This window comes from Acinetobacter sp. GN11 (assembly GCF_054823985.1).
Genome location: NZ_JRVL01000146.1, coordinates 1 through 18,151, shown reverse-complemented (window position 1 = coordinate 18,151; position 18,151 = coordinate 1). Strand labels below are relative to the sequence as shown.

Annotated in this window: 14 protein-coding genes; 7 read left to right on the top strand and 7 right to left on the bottom strand. The window is 38.2% G+C overall.

Annotation, left to right across the window (positions count from 1 at the left end; genetic code table 11):
- Nucleotides 1-195: 195 nt before the first annotated feature.
- A complete protein-coding gene (locus NL42_RS12710; RefSeq protein ID WP_461313013.1) occupies nt 196-1,347 on the top strand; it encodes an alpha/beta fold hydrolase in 1,152 nt (383 codons plus the stop codon).
- A 114-nt stretch (nt 1,348-1,461) separates the two neighbouring features.
- Here NL42_RS12710 and NL42_RS12705 read toward each other — a convergent pair whose 3' ends face one another.
- Nucleotides 1,462-3,702 carry a fatty acid desaturase gene (locus NL42_RS12705; protein ID WP_461313012.1) on the bottom strand — a complete coding sequence of 747 codons (2,241 nt, stop codon included), beginning with the start codon at nt 3,700-3,702 and terminating at the stop codon, nt 1,462-1,464.
- A gap of 107 nt (nt 3,703-3,809) precedes the next feature.
- Between NL42_RS12705 and NL42_RS12700 the strand changes: the two genes are divergently transcribed.
- Complete coding sequence (locus NL42_RS12700) at nt 3,810-4,829, top strand: AraC family transcriptional regulator (RefSeq protein WP_174748672.1); 1,020 nt, start codon at nt 3,810-3,812, stop codon at nt 4,827-4,829.
- Between the two features lie 16 nt (nt 4,830-4,845).
- Here NL42_RS12700 and NL42_RS12695 read toward each other — a convergent pair whose 3' ends face one another.
- A complete protein-coding gene (locus NL42_RS12695; protein ID WP_013197273.1) occupies nt 4,846-5,469 on the bottom strand; it encodes a TetR/AcrR family transcriptional regulator in 624 nt (207 codons plus the stop codon).
- Between the two features lie 242 nt (nt 5,470-5,711).
- Between NL42_RS12695 and NL42_RS12690 the strand changes: the two genes are divergently transcribed.
- Together NL42_RS12690 and NL42_RS12685 are read left to right on the top strand one after the other, a co-directional pair.
- A complete protein-coding gene (locus NL42_RS12690; RefSeq protein ID WP_461313011.1) occupies nt 5,712-6,797 on the top strand; it encodes a hypothetical protein in 1,086 nt (361 codons plus the stop codon).
- 118 nt (nt 6,798-6,915) lie between these two features.
- Complete coding sequence (locus NL42_RS12685; protein WP_017392012.1) at nt 6,916-7,389, top strand: hypothetical protein; 474 nt, start codon at nt 6,916-6,918, stop codon at nt 7,387-7,389.
- A 124-nt stretch (nt 7,390-7,513) separates the two neighbouring features.
- Here the strand turns inward: NL42_RS12685 and NL42_RS12680 are convergent, their stop codons facing one another.
- Nucleotides 7,514-8,263, bottom strand: a complete 750-nt coding sequence (locus NL42_RS12680; RefSeq protein ID WP_205468818.1) for an NADPH-dependent F420 reductase — start codon at nt 8,261-8,263, stop codon at nt 7,514-7,516.
- A 192-nt stretch (nt 8,264-8,455) separates the two neighbouring features.
- Here NL42_RS12680 and NL42_RS12675 point away from each other — a divergent pair, with 192 nt between their 5' ends.
- Nucleotides 8,456-8,746 carry a winged helix-turn-helix transcriptional regulator gene (locus NL42_RS12675; protein ID WP_461313014.1) on the top strand — a complete coding sequence of 97 codons (291 nt, stop codon included), beginning with the start codon at nt 8,456-8,458 and terminating at the stop codon, nt 8,744-8,746.
- Between the two features lie 58 nt (nt 8,747-8,804).
- On the opposite strand, the gene NL42_RS12670 is transcribed toward NL42_RS12675, so the two are convergent.
- The 4 genes from NL42_RS12670 to NL42_RS12655 all read right to left on the bottom strand — a co-directional run bounded on the left by NL42_RS12670 (nt 8,805) and on the right by NL42_RS12655 (nt 14,540).
- Nucleotides 8,805-9,611, bottom strand: a complete 807-nt coding sequence (locus NL42_RS12670) for an oxidoreductase (RefSeq protein WP_017388018.1) — start codon at nt 9,609-9,611, stop codon at nt 8,805-8,807.
- A gap of 39 nt (nt 9,612-9,650) precedes the next feature.
- Nucleotides 9,651-12,716, bottom strand: coding sequence for an efflux RND transporter permease subunit (locus NL42_RS12665; RefSeq protein ID WP_461313010.1), 3,066 nt, complete (start codon nt 12,714-12,716; stop codon nt 9,651-9,653).
- Nucleotides 12,713-13,837, bottom strand: coding sequence for an efflux RND transporter periplasmic adaptor subunit (locus tag NL42_RS12660; RefSeq protein ID WP_461313009.1), 1,125 nt, complete (start codon nt 13,835-13,837; stop codon nt 12,713-12,715). The genes NL42_RS12665 and NL42_RS12660 overlap by 4 nt, the downstream gene beginning before the upstream one ends.
- Before the next feature lie 82 nt (nt 13,838-13,919).
- The gene (locus tag NL42_RS12655; protein WP_004643418.1) at nt 13,920-14,540 is read right to left on the bottom strand and encodes a TetR/AcrR family transcriptional regulator; all 621 of its coding nucleotides are present in this window, start codon (nt 14,538-14,540) and stop codon (nt 13,920-13,922) included.
- Between the two features lie 127 nt (nt 14,541-14,667).
- Between NL42_RS12655 and NL42_RS12650 the strand changes: the two genes are divergently transcribed.
- Nucleotides 14,668-16,104 carry an efflux transporter outer membrane subunit gene (locus NL42_RS12650; RefSeq protein ID WP_461313008.1) on the top strand — a complete coding sequence of 479 codons (1,437 nt, stop codon included), beginning with the start codon at nt 14,668-14,670 and terminating at the stop codon, nt 16,102-16,104.
- 152 nt (nt 16,105-16,256) lie between these two features.
- Complete coding sequence (locus tag NL42_RS12645; protein ID WP_461313007.1) at nt 16,257-17,537, top strand: OmpP1/FadL family transporter; 1,281 nt, start codon at nt 16,257-16,259, stop codon at nt 17,535-17,537.
- The last annotated feature ends 614 nt before the right edge of the window (nt 17,538-18,151 follow it).

Here is an 18,151-nt window from a genome sequence, read left to right as displayed (position 1 = left end):
CAATATAATTAATTTAATTATTTAATTTCAAACACTTAAAATCAAACATTGTTAATTAAAAATAATTACTCCTTGATACCTTAAGCAAAAAATCCTGTCTTTTAAGTCACTGAACTTAGCTCTCATTCCCTTTAATATCCTTAAAAGACCAGCTCGTTATTTTTCTGGGCAACATCTTTATAGGTTTTATGTTCAATGAGTTTATTGCTTAAAGTTCGACAGAACGTTCCACAGCTACAGTCCATTAAAAAATCTCTTCAGACACGTGCTGGTCAAAAAATACCTCACATGCTGATCAATGCATCGGATCTATTTTTTAGAGGTCCTCAAATTGCCTTGTCAGGAAAAACACCTTTTGACGTAATTTATAAGCATGAAATTATTAGCTTACGGCATTATAGAAATGAGACGAATACCTTTACACCTAAACACCGTGTTCCTTTAGTGATTGTTCCGCCATTAGCAGTCAACATGCTCATTTATGATTTGTTTCCTACTCGCAGCTTTGTCCGTTTCTTTTTGGCACAAGGTTTTGATGTCTATTTAATTGACTGGGGCGTACCCACCCGACACCAAGCAAAATACAATTTCGGCACCTACATTAAAGTCTTTATGCCTGAAATGTTAAAGCAGGTCCGCTTGCACAGTGGTCAACAACAGCTTTCTTTACATGGCTGGAGTTTGGGCGGTGCACTTTCACTCTGCTATACCGCATTATTTAAAGACAAAGATATTAAAAACTTAATTATTTTAGCTTCTCCTATTGATACGCATAAAGCTGGATATATGGGCAAACTCTATGGCAGCTTAACCAAACCTGCCCAATGGGTTCGCAAACATACGCCGTTTCGTATTCGCCACCATGTGCCAAGTAAGGCATTTCATATTCATGGCTGGCAAAACACTTTAGGCTTTAAATTAACAGACCCGATTGGAAATCTAAAAACGTATTGGGAACTTTTTAAAAATCTCGATAACCGAAAATTTATTGTTGACCACGCAACTTCTAGTTCATTTATCGATAACATGCTGGCTTATCCCGGTGGAGTCATGCGCGACATCATCCTTCGTTTCTGGATTGATAATGAATTATCCAACGGTGTAGTGAAATTCGGTGAACTTACAGCCTATCTAAAAGATATTGAATGTTCAGTGTTAGCACTGGGGGGTAGTACGGACATTATTGTGACCGCTGATGCTGTTAAGCCACTCATGGATTTAATTAGCAGCCAAGATAAAACGTTTGAGGTCGTACCGGGTGGACACATGGGTGTCGTTTCAGGAAGCCAAGCACCTACAGCGGTCTGGCCTGAAATAAGTACTTGGTTAGTTGAGCGTTCAGGTTAGTTCGTTTAAACAATATTGGGAACCAGCGTAGCAAGCCATACGCTGGTTTTTATTATTGTGGTGATTAACTCTTAAGCTTTAAAGTAAAAATTAATAATTCCATATTCAAAGATGTTAAATATCCAGTACCAACTTATCCGAACGAGGCAAACTGTTGCAGGTGGTAATTCGTAAATCTGGTTGTGCCTTGTATTGATCTAAAGTAGTAACACCTTGTAGCTTATTACAGACACAAGCACGGCATAACCCTCTTTCACATCCCGATGGAATATTAACGCCAGCCAAACGTGCAGCTTCTAATAGCGTTGTCCCGCCATCAACCACAATCTCAATACCACTCCGTGCAAAGTGGATAACATGATCTTTACCATCAGTTGGGTGCTCTACTACCGGAGGGGTAAAACTCTCTGTATGAAATTGTATTTCAGGTAATCCTAAATCCAGTAACATAGATTTTGAGGCAGCAATAAATCCTGGTGGAGCACAAACATACACTTCATGTGCTGTTATATCGGGAACAACTTTAGCTAGTAATTCAGCACTTAGTTTCGCCTGATACATTTGCCCTGAAATTGGATAATTAGGGTCTATCTCATTACATATAAAATGCACATCAAAACCAGATAAGTTGGCAACTTCACGTAATTCATGTTCAAAAATAATAGATCTCTCATTACGGTTAAAATAAAGTAACCTAACTTGGCTATGTGGAGCTTCACGTCGTGCCTTACGTAACATACTCAAAATTGGCGTAATACCAACACCACCCGCAAGGAAAACGATCTGTTTAGGTACTTCTTTCATCATAAAATCGGGAGAGGCCTGCGGTACTCCTACCAAAATCATATGTGAATTTTTCTTAATATGATCATTGATATAATTTGAAACACGTCCGCCCTCTACACGTTTGACGGCAATTTCCAAACAATTATCTGCCTCGTAACTGTCTCTTAACAAACTATATTGTCGAACCAGACTTTCATCTTCGACGTCAACCCGTACAGAAATAAATGCACCAGCTTCCCAAGTTACGCCCTCCCATCCTTGAGGTTTTTCAAAACGTATCATTAATGCCTGATTTCCTGCTTGCGGAAAAACAGCAAGGACCTTAACAGGTACATTATAAAAACGAGGCTTATTTAAATACGTCATATTATCTGGCAGTTTATATTGGGCTCCATATACGACTCGACGTAATAACTCCTTAGGACTTTTTAGTATTTTAAAAAAATTTCCTCTTTCTTGCTCGCCTACAGGACTCGCCAATTTGAGTACATTGACCATCATATCTGGCACAACATCTTCAAGAGACATAACATTGTAAGGTAAGCCATGCTGCAAACAGATTTCTTTAACAAAGGGCTGGATTTCTCTTTGACGATTACATGGTAGGTCTGGAAATAAATGATGCTCTAAGTGGGTGTCCAATCCGCCATAAAACACATCAAATGCAGGTGGATTATCGAATTTAACTTCCTCTTCCAACAATGTTTTAAAATAATTATCAAGTTGGGCATAAGGCGTAAAATTACTTGTTGCTAAAATTTGACGGCGAAAATACTCTTCTTCTGTTTCACTCAATCCCGGGTCACTAAATAACTCAACATTGGGTGAATGGTGTTCCAGAAATAAAACTGCAACCGTCAAATCATATCCCAAAACTGTACTCAGATAATTTCCAAAAAATGTCGGCAATATCCGATGAGGAGAAACCGAAAGAGGATCTTTCCAAAAATGCTGGGCAATATATTTTTTTGTCAGTTTTAAGGTTTGTTCAATGGTTGTTCGACTAAGTACTTTACGCCCTTCTGTTTTAGCAGCTGATGCGCCAGTAAAAAGAGAAAATACAAGGTTAGGTGTTGTTAATAATAAAACCCACAACAGTGGAAGTTGCAAAGTATGGTGACCATACCATGGCTGACCTGGCTTAATACGTAAAAAGGAATATCCCAAATCATGGTCTACGCCAACGATATTAGTAAAAGGATGGTGATTTTGATGATGCATCACACGCCATTCATAAGGATCCACCATAAAATTCCAAACCCAACGTTCAGAATGGAAAGAACCTGCTTTTGGCAAATGGTCATAACTACCATGCATGATGTTATGACCAAGTTCAGAAAACTCAAGTAATGTATGCAATGCACCTAATATCGCGCCACGCATTATGGCATTAGGTTTTCCACCTTGTTGGATCAACTCATTACTACGCGCTTTAATCGCTTGAGAGTAAGCGGCAACATTTCTGATATGTTCTAGGTCTGCATCACCAACTTTTGCTTTAGTTTGATCATATAAAGTTTTTAAAGCTGCCGTTAAACTTTCGTGCTTGCCGTCTTTATTATTTAGCATTTTATATATCCCTATCGGATTTGATCCTATCCGAAAAGATATAAAGTTTTGAACATTAGCAGAATGACTTTATACTACCAAACTTGACATTTCGTGACACATAAAGCATGTCTATACAATTATATTGGGATTTTCCTCGCAGTATCAGTGCTATTCGCATATTGCTTATGATAGGTCAGCAACATGGTTTAACACCTGAAAGTTGTATAGAAAACACGCATATTTCTTTGAATGATTTATCGCAACCTAACTTTGAGGTAAAAGCAGAACAAGAATTTTTAGTTATTCGAAATTTACTTAAACTACTAGATCCTACACTTCCCTTGAGTATAGAAGCAGGTCTAAGGCACCATACAACCACATTTGGTGCATGGGGTTTTGCCATTCTTAGTAGTCAGACAATGAAAGAAGCTTTACATTTTGCTATGCGATACTTTCAACTTAGTTCCATTTTTTGCAATTTAGAAGTTATTCAGGAAGATATATATACATTACTGATTTTTGATCATAGTCAATTACCTGATGACTTAGCGTGTTTTCTGGTTGAAAGAGATCTTATAACTGTTATATCAATTCAACGAGATGTCTTGCCTATACAGTTTCCTGTAATGAGCATTAATATTGCCTTACCTGCACCTGTGTATGCCGATAAATTTCCCGAATTAACGGGATATCCAATTCAGTTTAATCAACCACGTAGCTGTATTATCTTTGAAAGCAGTTTGCTTGATTTACCATTACCTCAAGCAGACCCATTTATTCGTGCACGATATGAAGAAGAATGCCAACAACTTTGGACACGAAGAAGTTCTCTAGGCAGCTATAGCCAAAAAGTCAGAAATATTTTACTCCAACAACCCTCACAAATGCCCAGAATTGATGAAATGGCAGCCCATCTTCAGGTCAACCTCAGAACATTACAACGTCATCTCGCAATTGAAGGAGTTACCTATGAACAGCTTATAGATGACATTCGTAAAGACTTAGCCGAAGACTTACTCAAAACCACCAATTTAACAGTTGAAGAAGTTGCCATTCAATTGGGCTATTCCGAAGTTTCAGCATTTTCCAGAGCCTTTAAACGTTGGAAAGGCATTTCTCCCCGAAATTTTAGGTGGCAAAAATAAATTTATATTTAATATTTTAATGCTTATCCACGCCAGCTCCAGTAAGCAAACTCGTAGCATAATTCATAATTAATAAGACTAAATTATTCGCTTTTTCTTCTGATTCAGCCAAACGCCCTTCTAATAAAAGATGAGATAGGCCATGTACAAGGCTACAACTCAACATTGCTAATACTTCAACTTGAGCGTCATTTTCATCCACACCCAATATTGAAGCAGTTAATTGATGTAACTGAGTATATGTATTACCCACTGCCTCTTTTAACTCAAGTGCTTCATTCTTTTGTAAGTCAGGATTAAACATCAATGCAAAGAGATTTCGATTATTTTTTGCAAAGTTAATGTAGGCTAAACCAAATAATTTTAACGCCTCTGGCTGAGAATTAGCATCTTGCAACGTTTGGCTTTGCTCCTCTTGTAAGAGCTGAAAACCTTTTGCTGCCAATGCTGCTAAAAAGCTCTCTTTATTTTCGAAATGCCGGTATACCGCATTTCCGCTTACCCCAATTTGTCTCGCCATTTCCCGAAAACTAAGGCTCTCGGCATCACTATTTTTTAGGTGAGCTAATCCTGCATCTAATAATTCTTCACGCACATTTCCATGATGATAATTTGATTTTTGAGATTGTATAGAAGACATGTTGACACCGCGCACATATTACAAGCATAATGTGTGCACTGAACACATTATGCTTTATTGTTGTTTAATTCACACAAAAGAGCAAATCATAATTCCCGTTCAATAGAGCTGCTTATAAATATCCATATTGCCTAGGAAAGGACATTAATAATACTAGGCCTATGAAAACAAAAGAGTATTGAGCTTATAAAGAAATGCAAACTTTCCTTTGAGCTAAATCATCTTTAAGCAAAGGAACTGATATGAACAATTTTAGAAGTATAAAACAGGCTTTGTTATTTACAATACCATTGATGTTGGTCAGTTCACTTGTAAAAGCAGAACTCAACCTCTTAGATGATAAGAGTTTATCTGGTGTAACTGGTCAAGCATTATTTAATCTAACCAATATTGCAGCTAATCAAAATGGTAATCCAAATACAGATGTAGGTTTTTATCGTCTCGGAATGGAAGCACAAGTAGAGTTAAATGCAAATATTAAAAGTTTACAGTTAGGTTGCGGTGGGACTAAAGGAGTAGGTTGTGACATTGATATTGAAAATATTAGTTTAGCAGGTGTCCTCCCCGTAAATGGTAGCTATGCAGGATCAGATGCCGTTATTACTAATCCTTTTATCGAGTTTGCTATAAAATCGCCGGACAGTGCTTCTACTCGAGAAATTGTTGGCTTTCGACTTGGGGCATTAGGCATATTAGGCAAACTTGGATTGGGATCAAATACAGATTTAACAACATTAGCTGATGACACAGGAGGAATTAACTCTTTATCTGGTGATTTGAATTTAACACTTACGAATACTGTTCTGAAGAATGTAGTGATTGAAAATGGATTAATCACTACAGAAGCACATATTAATGATTATAACAAACCGCTTATTCTTAACCGCTCTACAACAGCAACGCTGGATAATGTAGTCGCTAAAACTGGTCCACTAAAACTATTAGGTATCTTAGATCTACCTTTAGGTTTAACTCTCAGTAATGCCACATTAAAAGATTATCCTCTGTCTGGTTTCCATGAAATTTTACTAGCCCAAGATGCAGCAGGAACAATTCCTACTAGTGACACATCACTATCCTTACAAAAACAAGCTATCCAGTGGCAAAAAATAAGTTCTGGTAGCTTCGAAAATACTGTAGCTGCTCAACCTGGATGGTGGCTTTCCTTACCTAAAGTTTTACTCACGGATATCGAAACACAACAGCGGATTGATGTAGGACTTGGCGAGGCATTAGGAGGATTAGTGGGTCGAGAGTTAATTATTAATCCTATTGACTCTGGACAGATAGGCATCAAAAACTGCTACGGGAACTTAAAGTTTTGCTAAGTAAAAACTTTATACAAGCTTTTATATGACGCTTAAATTAAAACAACTCATGGTTTTCATACCACTATTAGCAGGGCTGAATACATCCCAAGCTACCACAGTCTATAGGTCAATAAATATGTGCTCAGCTTCCGTCAAACATATACCTGATAATATCCAGAGTTCTATTTCTAAACTTAAAGTGGGCTCAATAGACTCAAATGCTTCAAATATTTCTTTTATTCTTGCTTCAGCAGTTGCTGCAAAACACAATAAACCAATAGATATAGAACGTATTGCTGTTTATTTGCAAGCTCAACGAAATCAGCAAAATTTCTATTATTCATTACTTGATATCAAGAAAACTTTTGAAAATTTCAATATATCTGTTGAGGCCAAGAAAAACGCCTCACCTTTTGATATGTTAAAATTAACCAATGAAATTCTTATTGGTATTGATCAGCAAGATCAACTTTTTGCATTAGTTGGTTCATCACAAGAATATGTATATTTAATTTATGGAATCATGAATCGAAAAGCATTAATCTGCCCTCTTAAAAAATCTTTATTTATTCAAAACTTTACCACCAATAAATTTTTAATTCTTAGATAGTTACCACCAGACTCCATTAAATAGAGAATTTTTATTAATTCAAACAATTAGGCTTATTTAATAATTATAAAAAATAAGCCCTTTATATTTTTAAAATTAAGTTTTAGAAAATAATCTTTAAAAGTTAATCGAGTATTGGATTTAAATCTCGATTCATTTGAACAATATCCTGATGCGTTGGATTAGCCCCTAAGCTTGAGAAGAGTTCAGGTAAACGATCACGCTTTTTTTGGGCCTCTCCTTTTTGAGCAATAGCGAGTCCTTTCCTCATCATTTGCTGATCATAATCACAGCAATATGCTGGCGTACATGGTTGTTGTCTCCAAGAATCCTCCAAACTACCGGCATCTACAGGGTCAAAACCTATGTCATTAACAAGGCTCATAACAACATCTTTTGAAGGTACACTATCTCCAGCAACAGCTATCGCTAATCTATTTTTACTTCCTTCAACTTGGCCTAATTCTGCAAGTGAATAAGCTAAAATATTATTAAAAGCTTTAATAACAGGACGATTAATCTGCTTGGATACCCAAACACTTTCTGTCATTCCATCATCAATTTCTTTAATATGCGGATCACGGAAATCAGGATAATAATTACTGGTATCTATAATTACTTTGTCTGTAGCTGCTGAGTAAAATAAATCTGTTGGTAATTCTTTTATAGCTGGGAAAGGAATTGATAAAATAATAACATCTGAAGAATTAACAGCTCCATATATATCGACTGCTTCTACGTTTATTTCATCCGCAATTTTTCTTACCCCGTCCACACCTCTAGAATTCGCAACATATATAGTATGACCTGCTTCCTTTAAAAGACGTGCAAGGGTCTTTCCAATATTACCAACTCCAACAATACCTATTTTCATATATCAGCCTTTTGAGAAATTTAATACAGTTAACACTTTTAAGTTTAAAGACAAGCTGAGATAATAGGAAGTACACACAAAAAAGTAAGTATATTCCTAAAAGGTAAGTATGAAAGCAGCACGTGACTGGAATTGTGAAGATCCTCAACAGCGGATAGTATGGGCAAAAATCACCTCTGAAGCCTTAAAGCTATTGAAGGAAAATGGAAAATAATTATCCTTTGTCAACTTTTTGCAGCTAAACAACCCCTACGTTTCTCTGCATTAGAAAAACTTATCGAAGGTGTTAATCAGAAAATGTTGATTCAGCAGCTTAAACAATTAGAACAAGATGGGATTATTAAACGTACTGTTTATCCACAAGTTCCCCCTAAAGTTGAATATGAGCTTAGTGAAATAGGATTAGCACTTGGTCCTTCAATGGAAGCACTTATTGAATGGGCAGAATTTAAAAATCAAAAATTAAATAGCGACTCAAAGTAATAAAATCTAAGCATAAAATTTATGCTTAGATTTTATAATATTAAAAATAATGAATAAGTTATTTCAACCCAAAAGTCTTTCTAATGCTCTTATCAACAGGGCCACTTGGCATGAAACGACGTAACTTACTTAACAAAGACGCTTGTCCAGATGGTGTACGACGCATTTGCCAATCATTCAATGCCGCTGTAACGATCGTATCTGCAACAGCATCCGATTGGGATCCATGATTAATCTGATTCGATATGGCCTGTGCAGCTAAATTACGTTCATTGTCATATTCAGGAATTTTAGAACTTACTACAGGTGCGTTTTTATCTAGATTGGTTTTGGTGAAAGAAGGTTGCACCAATGTCACGCGAATCCCAAATTGACGAAGCTCGTGATCTAAAGATTCGGATAATCCTTCAACTGCATGTTTAGTTGCAGAATATACCCCCATATAAGGTGAAGGGAGAAAACCCAATACCGAGCTAATATTTATGATTCTTCCATAATGTTGTATTCGCATATATGGCAATACCGCTTGTATCGTACGGAGAATACTAAATACATTCGTATTAAATAAAAATTCTGCTTCTTTTATAGAGGTCTCTTCTATTGCCCCAGTCAGGCTTGCCCCAGCATTATTAATTAAGATATCAATACGCCCAGCCTTATCAATAATAGAATGAATCCCAAGTTGGACAGAGTCCTCATCAGACACATCCATTTCAATGAGCTCAACCCCTTCTATAGGTTGGGCTTTGACTTTATTTCTGACTGTTCCAAATACTTTATGGCCTTTTTTAGCAAATTTTTCTGCTGTGGCTTGACCAATTCCTGATGAAACACCGGTAATTACCACTACTTGTGAGTTTGACATATGAACTCCGAATAATTTTTAAACTTAAGAATCTGATAGTTAAGCTGTTGGTTTGACTCTGATTTTGAACCAGATTGAGTACATAGCCGGCAAGAAAACCAAAGTTAAAATGGTTCCAGCCAGTGTTCCACCAATCAATGTATAAGCTAGCGTTCCCCAAAACACCGAATGAGTCAGAGGAATAAAAGCCAAAATAGCTGCCAAAGCCGTTAATATGACGGGTCTGGCACGTTGTACTGTTGCTTCCACAACAGCATCCAACGGATCGAGTCCAGCTTGCTTGTTTTGCTGAATTTGACCAATCAAGATGAGTGTGTTTCGCATTAAAATTCCAGACAATGCAATCAACCCAACCAAGGCATTGATACCAAAAGGCTGCTGGAATAATAGAAGCGTCGGTACCACACCGATTAATCCCAACGGGCTGGTGAGAAACACCATAATCATTGCAGCTATAGATCTCACCTGAAGAATGATAATGAGCAAAGTCATTGCCAACATGATCGGGAAAATAGGAAGCATGGCTTTAGTGGCTTTACCTGACTCTTCAATAGAACCCGCTTCAACGATGTGATAGCCCTTTGGTAGATTTTTTATAACTGACTGAAGCTGTTTGGTGATTGCTGTAGATACATCAGGTGGTTGCAATCCTTCAGCAATATCTCCACGAACGGTTATTGTTGGTACGCGATCTCGACGACGTATAACAGACTCTTCCATCCGCACTTCAATCTTGCCAATTTGTGACAGAGGAATACGTTGTCCATTTGCCCCAGTGAGTGTGAAATCACCAATTTTTGCTGGATCTAGTCTTATATCACCCGCAGAACGAGCAACAACTTGTACTGTACGAATATCTTCGCGCACAGATGTTATCGGAATACCTGTTAACAAAAATTGTAGTTGCTGTGCCACTGAAGCTGAGGTGAGACCAACTGCTTGTAGGCGATCTTGCTGTAATGTGAAATGAAGCGCTGGTGTAAGAGTTCCCCAATCGGTATTTACAGTTCTCATCATTGGGCTAGCATTCATAACATGCTGAACCTGAGCTGCAATTACACGCAATTTTTCTGGGTCTGGCCCTGTCACACGGTAAGCCACTGGATAGGGTGAATATGGTCCAAAGACCAGTTGTGTAACACGTACCTGCGCCTCAGAAGCAAGCCCATTCGAAACAGCTTGTCTTAAACGATGTTTTAAGGCTTCCCGTTCTTCTTGGTTGTCAGTTCGTATCACAATCTTGGCAAAGGATGGGTCTGGTAACTCAGGTCCCATGGATAAATAAAACCGAGGGGCACCTTGGCCAATATACGATGTCACAATCTTTGCTTCATTTTGCTTAGATAACCAAGCTTCAACTTTGGCTGTAGTAGCGCTAGTTTGCGTAATCGATGTACCGTAAGGCATTTGTACTTCAACAAGTACTTCAGGTCGGTCAGAGATTGGAAAAAATTGTTTTTTCACCAATGTCATTCCGCCTATTGCCAAAACAAATAATCCGATAACACTACCAGCAACAAGCCATTTACGCGCAATCACACGTTCAAGAATTTGACGGAAACGGTTATATCGGGGTGTGTCATAAATTGCATGGTGTCCACCTTCGACTTTTTTAAAATCAGGTAACATTTTCACACCTAAATAAGGTGTAAAAACAACTGCAACAATCCATGAAGCAATAAGGGCTATGCCGACAATCCAAAACATATTGCTGGTATATTCACCAGCCGTAGATCGGGCAAAGCCATTTGGCATAAATCCAACAGCGGTGACTAATGTTCCAGAAAGCATAGGTGCTGCGGTATGGCTCCATGCATAAGCAGATGCAGCTATTCGACTAAAGCCCTCCTCCATTTTGACGACCATCATTTCAATGGCAATAATGGCATCATCAACCAAGAGTCCTAAGGCAAGAATAAGAGAACCCAGTGTAATTCGGTCAAAGTTTTTGCCCGTTGCCAACATCGCCACAAAAACAATAGCCAATGTGAGCGGTACAGCCATAGCAACAACAAGTCCAACTCGCCATCCCATGCTGATAAAGCTTACAAACATCACCACAAGTAATGCTGCAAAGAACTTAATCATGAACTCATTTACCGACGAGCTAATATTTACCGCTTGATCGGTCACTTTATTTAAGCTGATACCAAGGGGTAAATCTTCATTGATTGAGCCAACTTCGTTCTCTAATGCTTTACCAAGATCTAATCCATTCCACCCTTCACGCATGACTACACCTAGCAATAAAGCAGGTTCTCCATCATTACGAATAATGAATGTTGCAGGATCTTCATAACCACGTTTAACAGTCGCAATATCTGATAATTTCAAGGTGCGACCTTGAGCAGTTATAGGTGTGTCTCGAATTTTTTGTAACTTATCAAAAGCACCATCCAATCTGACAAAAACTTGAGGACCTTTGGTCTCAATAGAACCAGCTGGAGTAAGTACATTCTGATTATTAAGTGCAGCAAACACATCTTGTGGATTTACGCCTAGTGTTGCCAAGCGCTCATGTGAAAATTCAATATAGATACGTTCAGGTTGCTCGCCAATAATATTGACCTTTTTTACCCCAGGGACATGAAGTAGCTGCTGTCTAATTATTTCTGCATCACGCACCAACAATCTTTGTGCTTCATTTTTTGCCTTCAAAGCATATAAAGTAAAGGTCACATCCGCATATTCATCATTAACAAGTGGCCCAATTACCCCTGAAGGTAAATTACTCATTTCATCATTTGCTTTCTTCCTCGCTTGATAAAACTCCTCCTGAACTTGAGATGGAGGTGTGCTATCAAGTAAGGTTAGTGTCGTAAAAGCTAGCCCAGGCCTTGTATAGGTTTCTGTTCGATCATACCAACGCAGCTCTTGCATCCGTTTTTCGATTTTTTCAGCGACTTGATCTTGCATTTCTTGTGCAGTTGCACCAGGCCAAGCAGTCACAATGGTCATGACCTTAACTGTAAAGGCTGGGTCTTCAGCTCGACCTAATTTAAAAAATGCAACAACGCCTGCAATTGAAATTAGAAAAATCAGGAATAGTGTAATGCCGCGTTCACGCACAGCAAGGGCCGATAAGTTAAAACCTTTCTCACTCATGAGTGATCCCCTTCATTTTCAACTGAAGGATGACTCGCTTGTGATGCAATACGTACCAATTCACCTTCTCGAAGCAAATGAGCACCTAAAGCAACAATTCGATCTCCACTTTGAATATTGCCAGTGACATAGGCATATTCATCATCGAGCTGTTTAACAACAACGGGACGCCACGTTACTTTCTGAGTTTTTCCATTAATTACCCAGACTCCAGCTCCCTTGCCCTTATCAAGTAGGGAACCGACTGGCACTTGTAAAAAATGTTGTGAAATCTGATTTTGATTGGCAATACGTACAGTAACCGTTGAACCTAAAGGAGCATTTGCTAAATCACTTTCTAAGACGAAACGGGCTTCAAAAGTACGAGTGAGCTGATCTGCTGTATTCGATAACTGTCTAAGTTTAGCTGGGACACTTATATTTTCTTTACCAAATAGTGTGGCTTGACCCATGGCGCCTATTGCAGGGCGTAAAGTCTCGGGAAGCTGAATAACTGCTTCTCTTTGACCAGAATGAGCTAAACGAATTACTGTTTGACCCGCGCTTACAACTTGCCCCGGTTCAACCAGTGTTTCCATAATTGTGCCATCACCATCGGCTGTTAAGTCAGCATAGTGACTGGCATTTAATGCGACTTTAGCTTGAGCTTGCGTCGAACTTAGCTGTGCTCTCGCCGTATCTGCTGCTGCCTTAATCTGATCATAGGCGGAAGCAGATATAGCACCACTTCCACGCAAATCACGATATCGAGCTTCGTCTTTTTCTGCTTGTTCAGCACGTGCTTTAGCTGCGCCTACAGCTTCTTGCTGAGCTTTGGCAGCAAGTTCCAAATCAACCGGATCAATACGCATCAGTAACTGTCCGCGTTTTACCGTCTGACCGGCTTCAACAAACCGTTTGATTACTTTGCCAGAGACACGAAAACCAAGATCACTTTCTACCCGTGCGCCTATCGTGCCTGTAAATGCTCTTGAGTCAGAAGTAATTTCTTCTTGCACAGTTGCGACTCGTACTAATGGTGCCGAAGTACGGGGGTCAGATTGTGTATTTTCAGCACAACCTAGCAAGAAAAAAGGAAATAAATATATTGCAGCAAATGGAATAAGGCGACGATAACGCATATTAGAGTCCCCCCCTTGAAGAAATTAATCAGGAGACTCATTTTTAATCAAGTGACCAATTTAGTCAATAGTCACAAATTTATTATGGCGATAAACTTCTCAGTACAAGACTAGAAAGCAACACTGGAGCATCAGCGTTATATGAAATGCTATGTTGTAAAAGTAATGGATGTAGATAAGGTCTCATAACTAAATAAATAGCCTTAACTGCTTCATCAATTGGTGTTTTTCTTTCAAAATCACCAGTTTGACGACCTTCTTGAATAATATTTTGTAGTACTTTAAGAATTCGATTTTCATAAGCAACCGTAGCATCCCATTTCTCAGAGGCTGCAGAAACTGCAATTTCATAGAGCTTACGATCTTGAGAAAATAAACGAAGGCTCCCTTCCACAATTACTTTAAAAAGCACTCTCAATTTTTCAGCAGGATATTCAGCTTCTTGAATGGCAGCATTAACTTCATCTTCAATTTCACGCAAACAATTGGCACAAATCATCTCGCCAATTGCCTGTTTAGATTCAAAAAATTTATAAATATAAGCTTTAGAAAAGCCTATAGATTTTGCAAGATCAGAAACTGTAGTTTTCTCATAACCATAGCGGCTGAAATGCTCTGTAGCAGCAACCACGATTTGGTCCCTTACCTCATGATCTTCCGGTCCTCGCTTTGAAACAGGATAACTACTTTTTTCTTTACTCATATTTTCAATTTAAACCTTTGTGTGAAAGTTGTAGTTTAACTCTTGACCCCTGATATTGACAACAAGTGACTAAATTGTATTATAGTCACAATTAAGCCATTGTTCAAAATCTCGCCTTGGGGAAAATATGTTATCTAGATCTATCGTTCTCCTACCAATACTCACCAGCATTCTTGCTGCTTGTACCGTAGGTCCTAATTATAAACGTCCTAGTATATCTCTACCCGAGAAATATCTTGGCGCTCGCTTAAACTCACCAAGTGACGAAACCAAAGCAGATATTGAAGTATGGTGGAAAAGTTTTAATGACCCTCAACTTACTCGATATGTCACATTAGCATTAAAACAAAATCTGGATCTGACCCAAGCATATACCCGTGTGACTCAAGCTCAAGCAGGCTTATCGGCAGTCAATGCTTCTTTACGCCCAATAGGTACTGTTGACGCGCAAGCAGCTAAAGCTTACCAATCTATTGAAACTCCACTGGGGCAAGTTTTAAATTCAATGCCTAATTTTGACCGACATGGTAGTTCTTATGAGGCAAACCTAAGTGCCACTTGGGAATTAGATATTTTCGGAGGCCTTCGAAGAGACCGTGAAAGTGCTCTAGCAAACTATCAGGCTTCGAATGCAGGAGCATCAGCAGTTCGTTTAATGGTCGCAGCGCAAACAGCAAATCTTTATATTAATATTCGAGGATTACAATCTCGATTAGACATTGCCCAGCAACAATTACAAACGCAACAAAAACTTCTTTCAATTATTCAACTTTTATATAGCAAAGGATTGGCATCTGAATTTCAGGTCAAACAAGCTAAAGCGAATGTTGCTCAAGTTCAAGCTGTAGTTCCCGCACTTGGAATGAATCTAGACATTGCCATGAATGCACTCGATGTCATGCTTGGAACCGTACCAGGAACTCACCGAGCTGAACTAGCGGAAGTAAAACCAATTCCTGTTATTCCTAACATTACAGAAACAGGAACACCCCGCGATCTTTTACGTAGACGACCAGATCTCATCATTGCTGAAAGGCAACTGGCAGCTTCAAATGCACGTATTGGCAGTGCGATTGCAGAATATTACCCAAAGGTTTCTTTAGGCGGTTTGATAGGTAGCGCAACCACAGCAAGTGGAAACTTATTTTCAAGTGGAGCCAATCAGGCTGCTGGCTTATTAGGCTTACGTTGGCGTTTATTTGATTTTGGTCGAATTAATGCAGAAATTCGCTTAGCTAAGGGACAAGAAGCCGAAAAGCTTGCAGCCTACCAATTGGCCGTCTTACATGCAGCGGAAGATGTAGAGAACTCATTATCAACTTTATCTAAAAGACAAGAACAACTCGTAGCACTTCAAGATGGTGAAAATGCGCTACACCATGCACAGAAAATCGCTTTAATTGCCTATCAAAAAGGAATTAACAGTCGAATAGAAGTATTACAAGCAGATTCAAATACTTTGCAATTCACAGATAGAAAAGTACAGGCACAAACCGATTCAGCCCTTGCTGCTGTAGCAATTTATAAATCACTGGGTGGCGGCTGGCAACCCAATGATTATTAATATGAAATTTCAAAAATTTAAAATCACTGAATGAGATGGTGGATTAACCTCATACCTACAGGAGCAATGATTTCATTTCGATTAACCAAATTCTCTAGGAAACATAAACACAAAATGTCCGACAAACATTTTCACTTCAAGGAAAGACACAAATGAAATTTAAAACATTCAGTACAGTAATTATTTTAGTAACTTTACCAATGACGGAGACCTTGGCTGCATCTCTAGACCGCTCAGGTCAGTCTATCTCTGCATTCTTGCAACCAGGTAATTACTTTGAAGCGGGTATTTCTATATTAGATCCAAACGTTTCAGGTAAAGTGCGTAATGAATATTCACCAAATGCAACTCCACCAAGCGTGATTGGTTTACAAAATACAAATATTAGTGACATGGGGGATGATTATTACTTCCCTAGTGCTGCACTGAAACTACAAGTAACAGACAACTTCTCTTTTGGTTTAATTTACGATCGACCATTTGGCGCAGATGTTACTTATGCACTTTCTGATACAGCATCAGTTGCGGCAGGTGGCTTAGGACTATTTCACAATGGTACAGAGTCACTGGAAGTTGAAGTAAAAACCCAAAGTATTTCAATGTTGCTTGGCTACCAACCAAATGAAAATTTTAATTTTTATGCAGGTCCCGTTTACCAAACAATTGAAGGTGATGCTCAATTTCGTGGCTTAGCATTTGGTGGGAATAACAGCTTTGGTGGATATAATCTCAACATTAAAGAAACTGACGGTGTTGGCTGGTTAGTTGGTATTGCATATCAAATTCCAGAAATTGCATTAAAAGCATCTGTTACTTATCGCTCTGAAATTGATCATGAAATGACAATTAATGAGAGCTCTATTGCAACATTAGGGCAAAATATTGGCACTTTTATTAATATGAATAATGGCTTGGAGCAAACAAAAATTACTACGCCTCAATCTGTTAATCTAGATTTTCAAACAGGTATCATGGCGAATACAGTTGCATTTGCAAATGCGCGCTGGGTGAACTGGAAAGATTTCACAATCCGCCCTTATGCATTCGGTGTAGCTTCAGAAATCGCAGGGCCCTCTGTTGGCAAACCAAATGGATTTGATCTAGCTGCCTATAGTGATGACCAATGGTCAGCAAATATTGGCATAGGCCGTAAATTAAATGACCAATGGACAGGAAATATTTCTGTAGGTTGGGATTCTGGGGCAGGTAATCTTGTGACTGCATTAGGGCCGACAGAAGGATATTGGAATCTTGGCTTAGGTGCTCAATTCAGCCCAACACCACAAACGTTTATTTCAGGTGGGGTAAAATATTTCTGGTTAGGTGATGCCAACTTACAAACTAGTGCGCAATTTAATACACCAAATTATGTTGCGGAGTTTAAAGATAATCATGCCATCGCATATGGATTAAAAATGGGCTATAAGTTCTAATGATTGATATTAAAAAAACATTTAGATGACCTGAGCCCAAAAGTTAGTTGGCTTGATTTAACGGCTTTTTAGACTGAGTTCTGTAACGTATAGGTCTCAGTCTATTAAATTTATTCTTTGTTCTTTCACGGTTTTGTGCTGCTTATTAATTGCTTTAATTCTTGGCCTTAGAAATATTTAGATTTAAGTATTTAAGACTCTCCAATCCTACTTATATATTATCAGTGAAAGCTCATGGGTCATTTGTGTATTGTTTAGTATTATCAGCACAACTTAACGAAAATAATGGAATTAAATATATTGTAGTATATGGAATAAGGCACTAAAGCATATGAGAACCCACGTCCTGTAAATTTTTAAGAACCTATTTAAAAATAACCAAATCACTCATAAGTCACAAACCGATTAAGGCGATAAATTTCTTAATACAAGATCAAAAAGTAGCCTTAGTACATTCGTATTGATGATTAATTCTCTATTACAAAATAATGGATATAAATAAGTTGATCACTAGGAAAGTCACTTTGACTGCTTTAGAAACTCAATTCTTTCTTTTAAAATCAACAAAACCACATCGTTCTTTCATCATTTCGTGCAATAATTTTTTGCCTTCT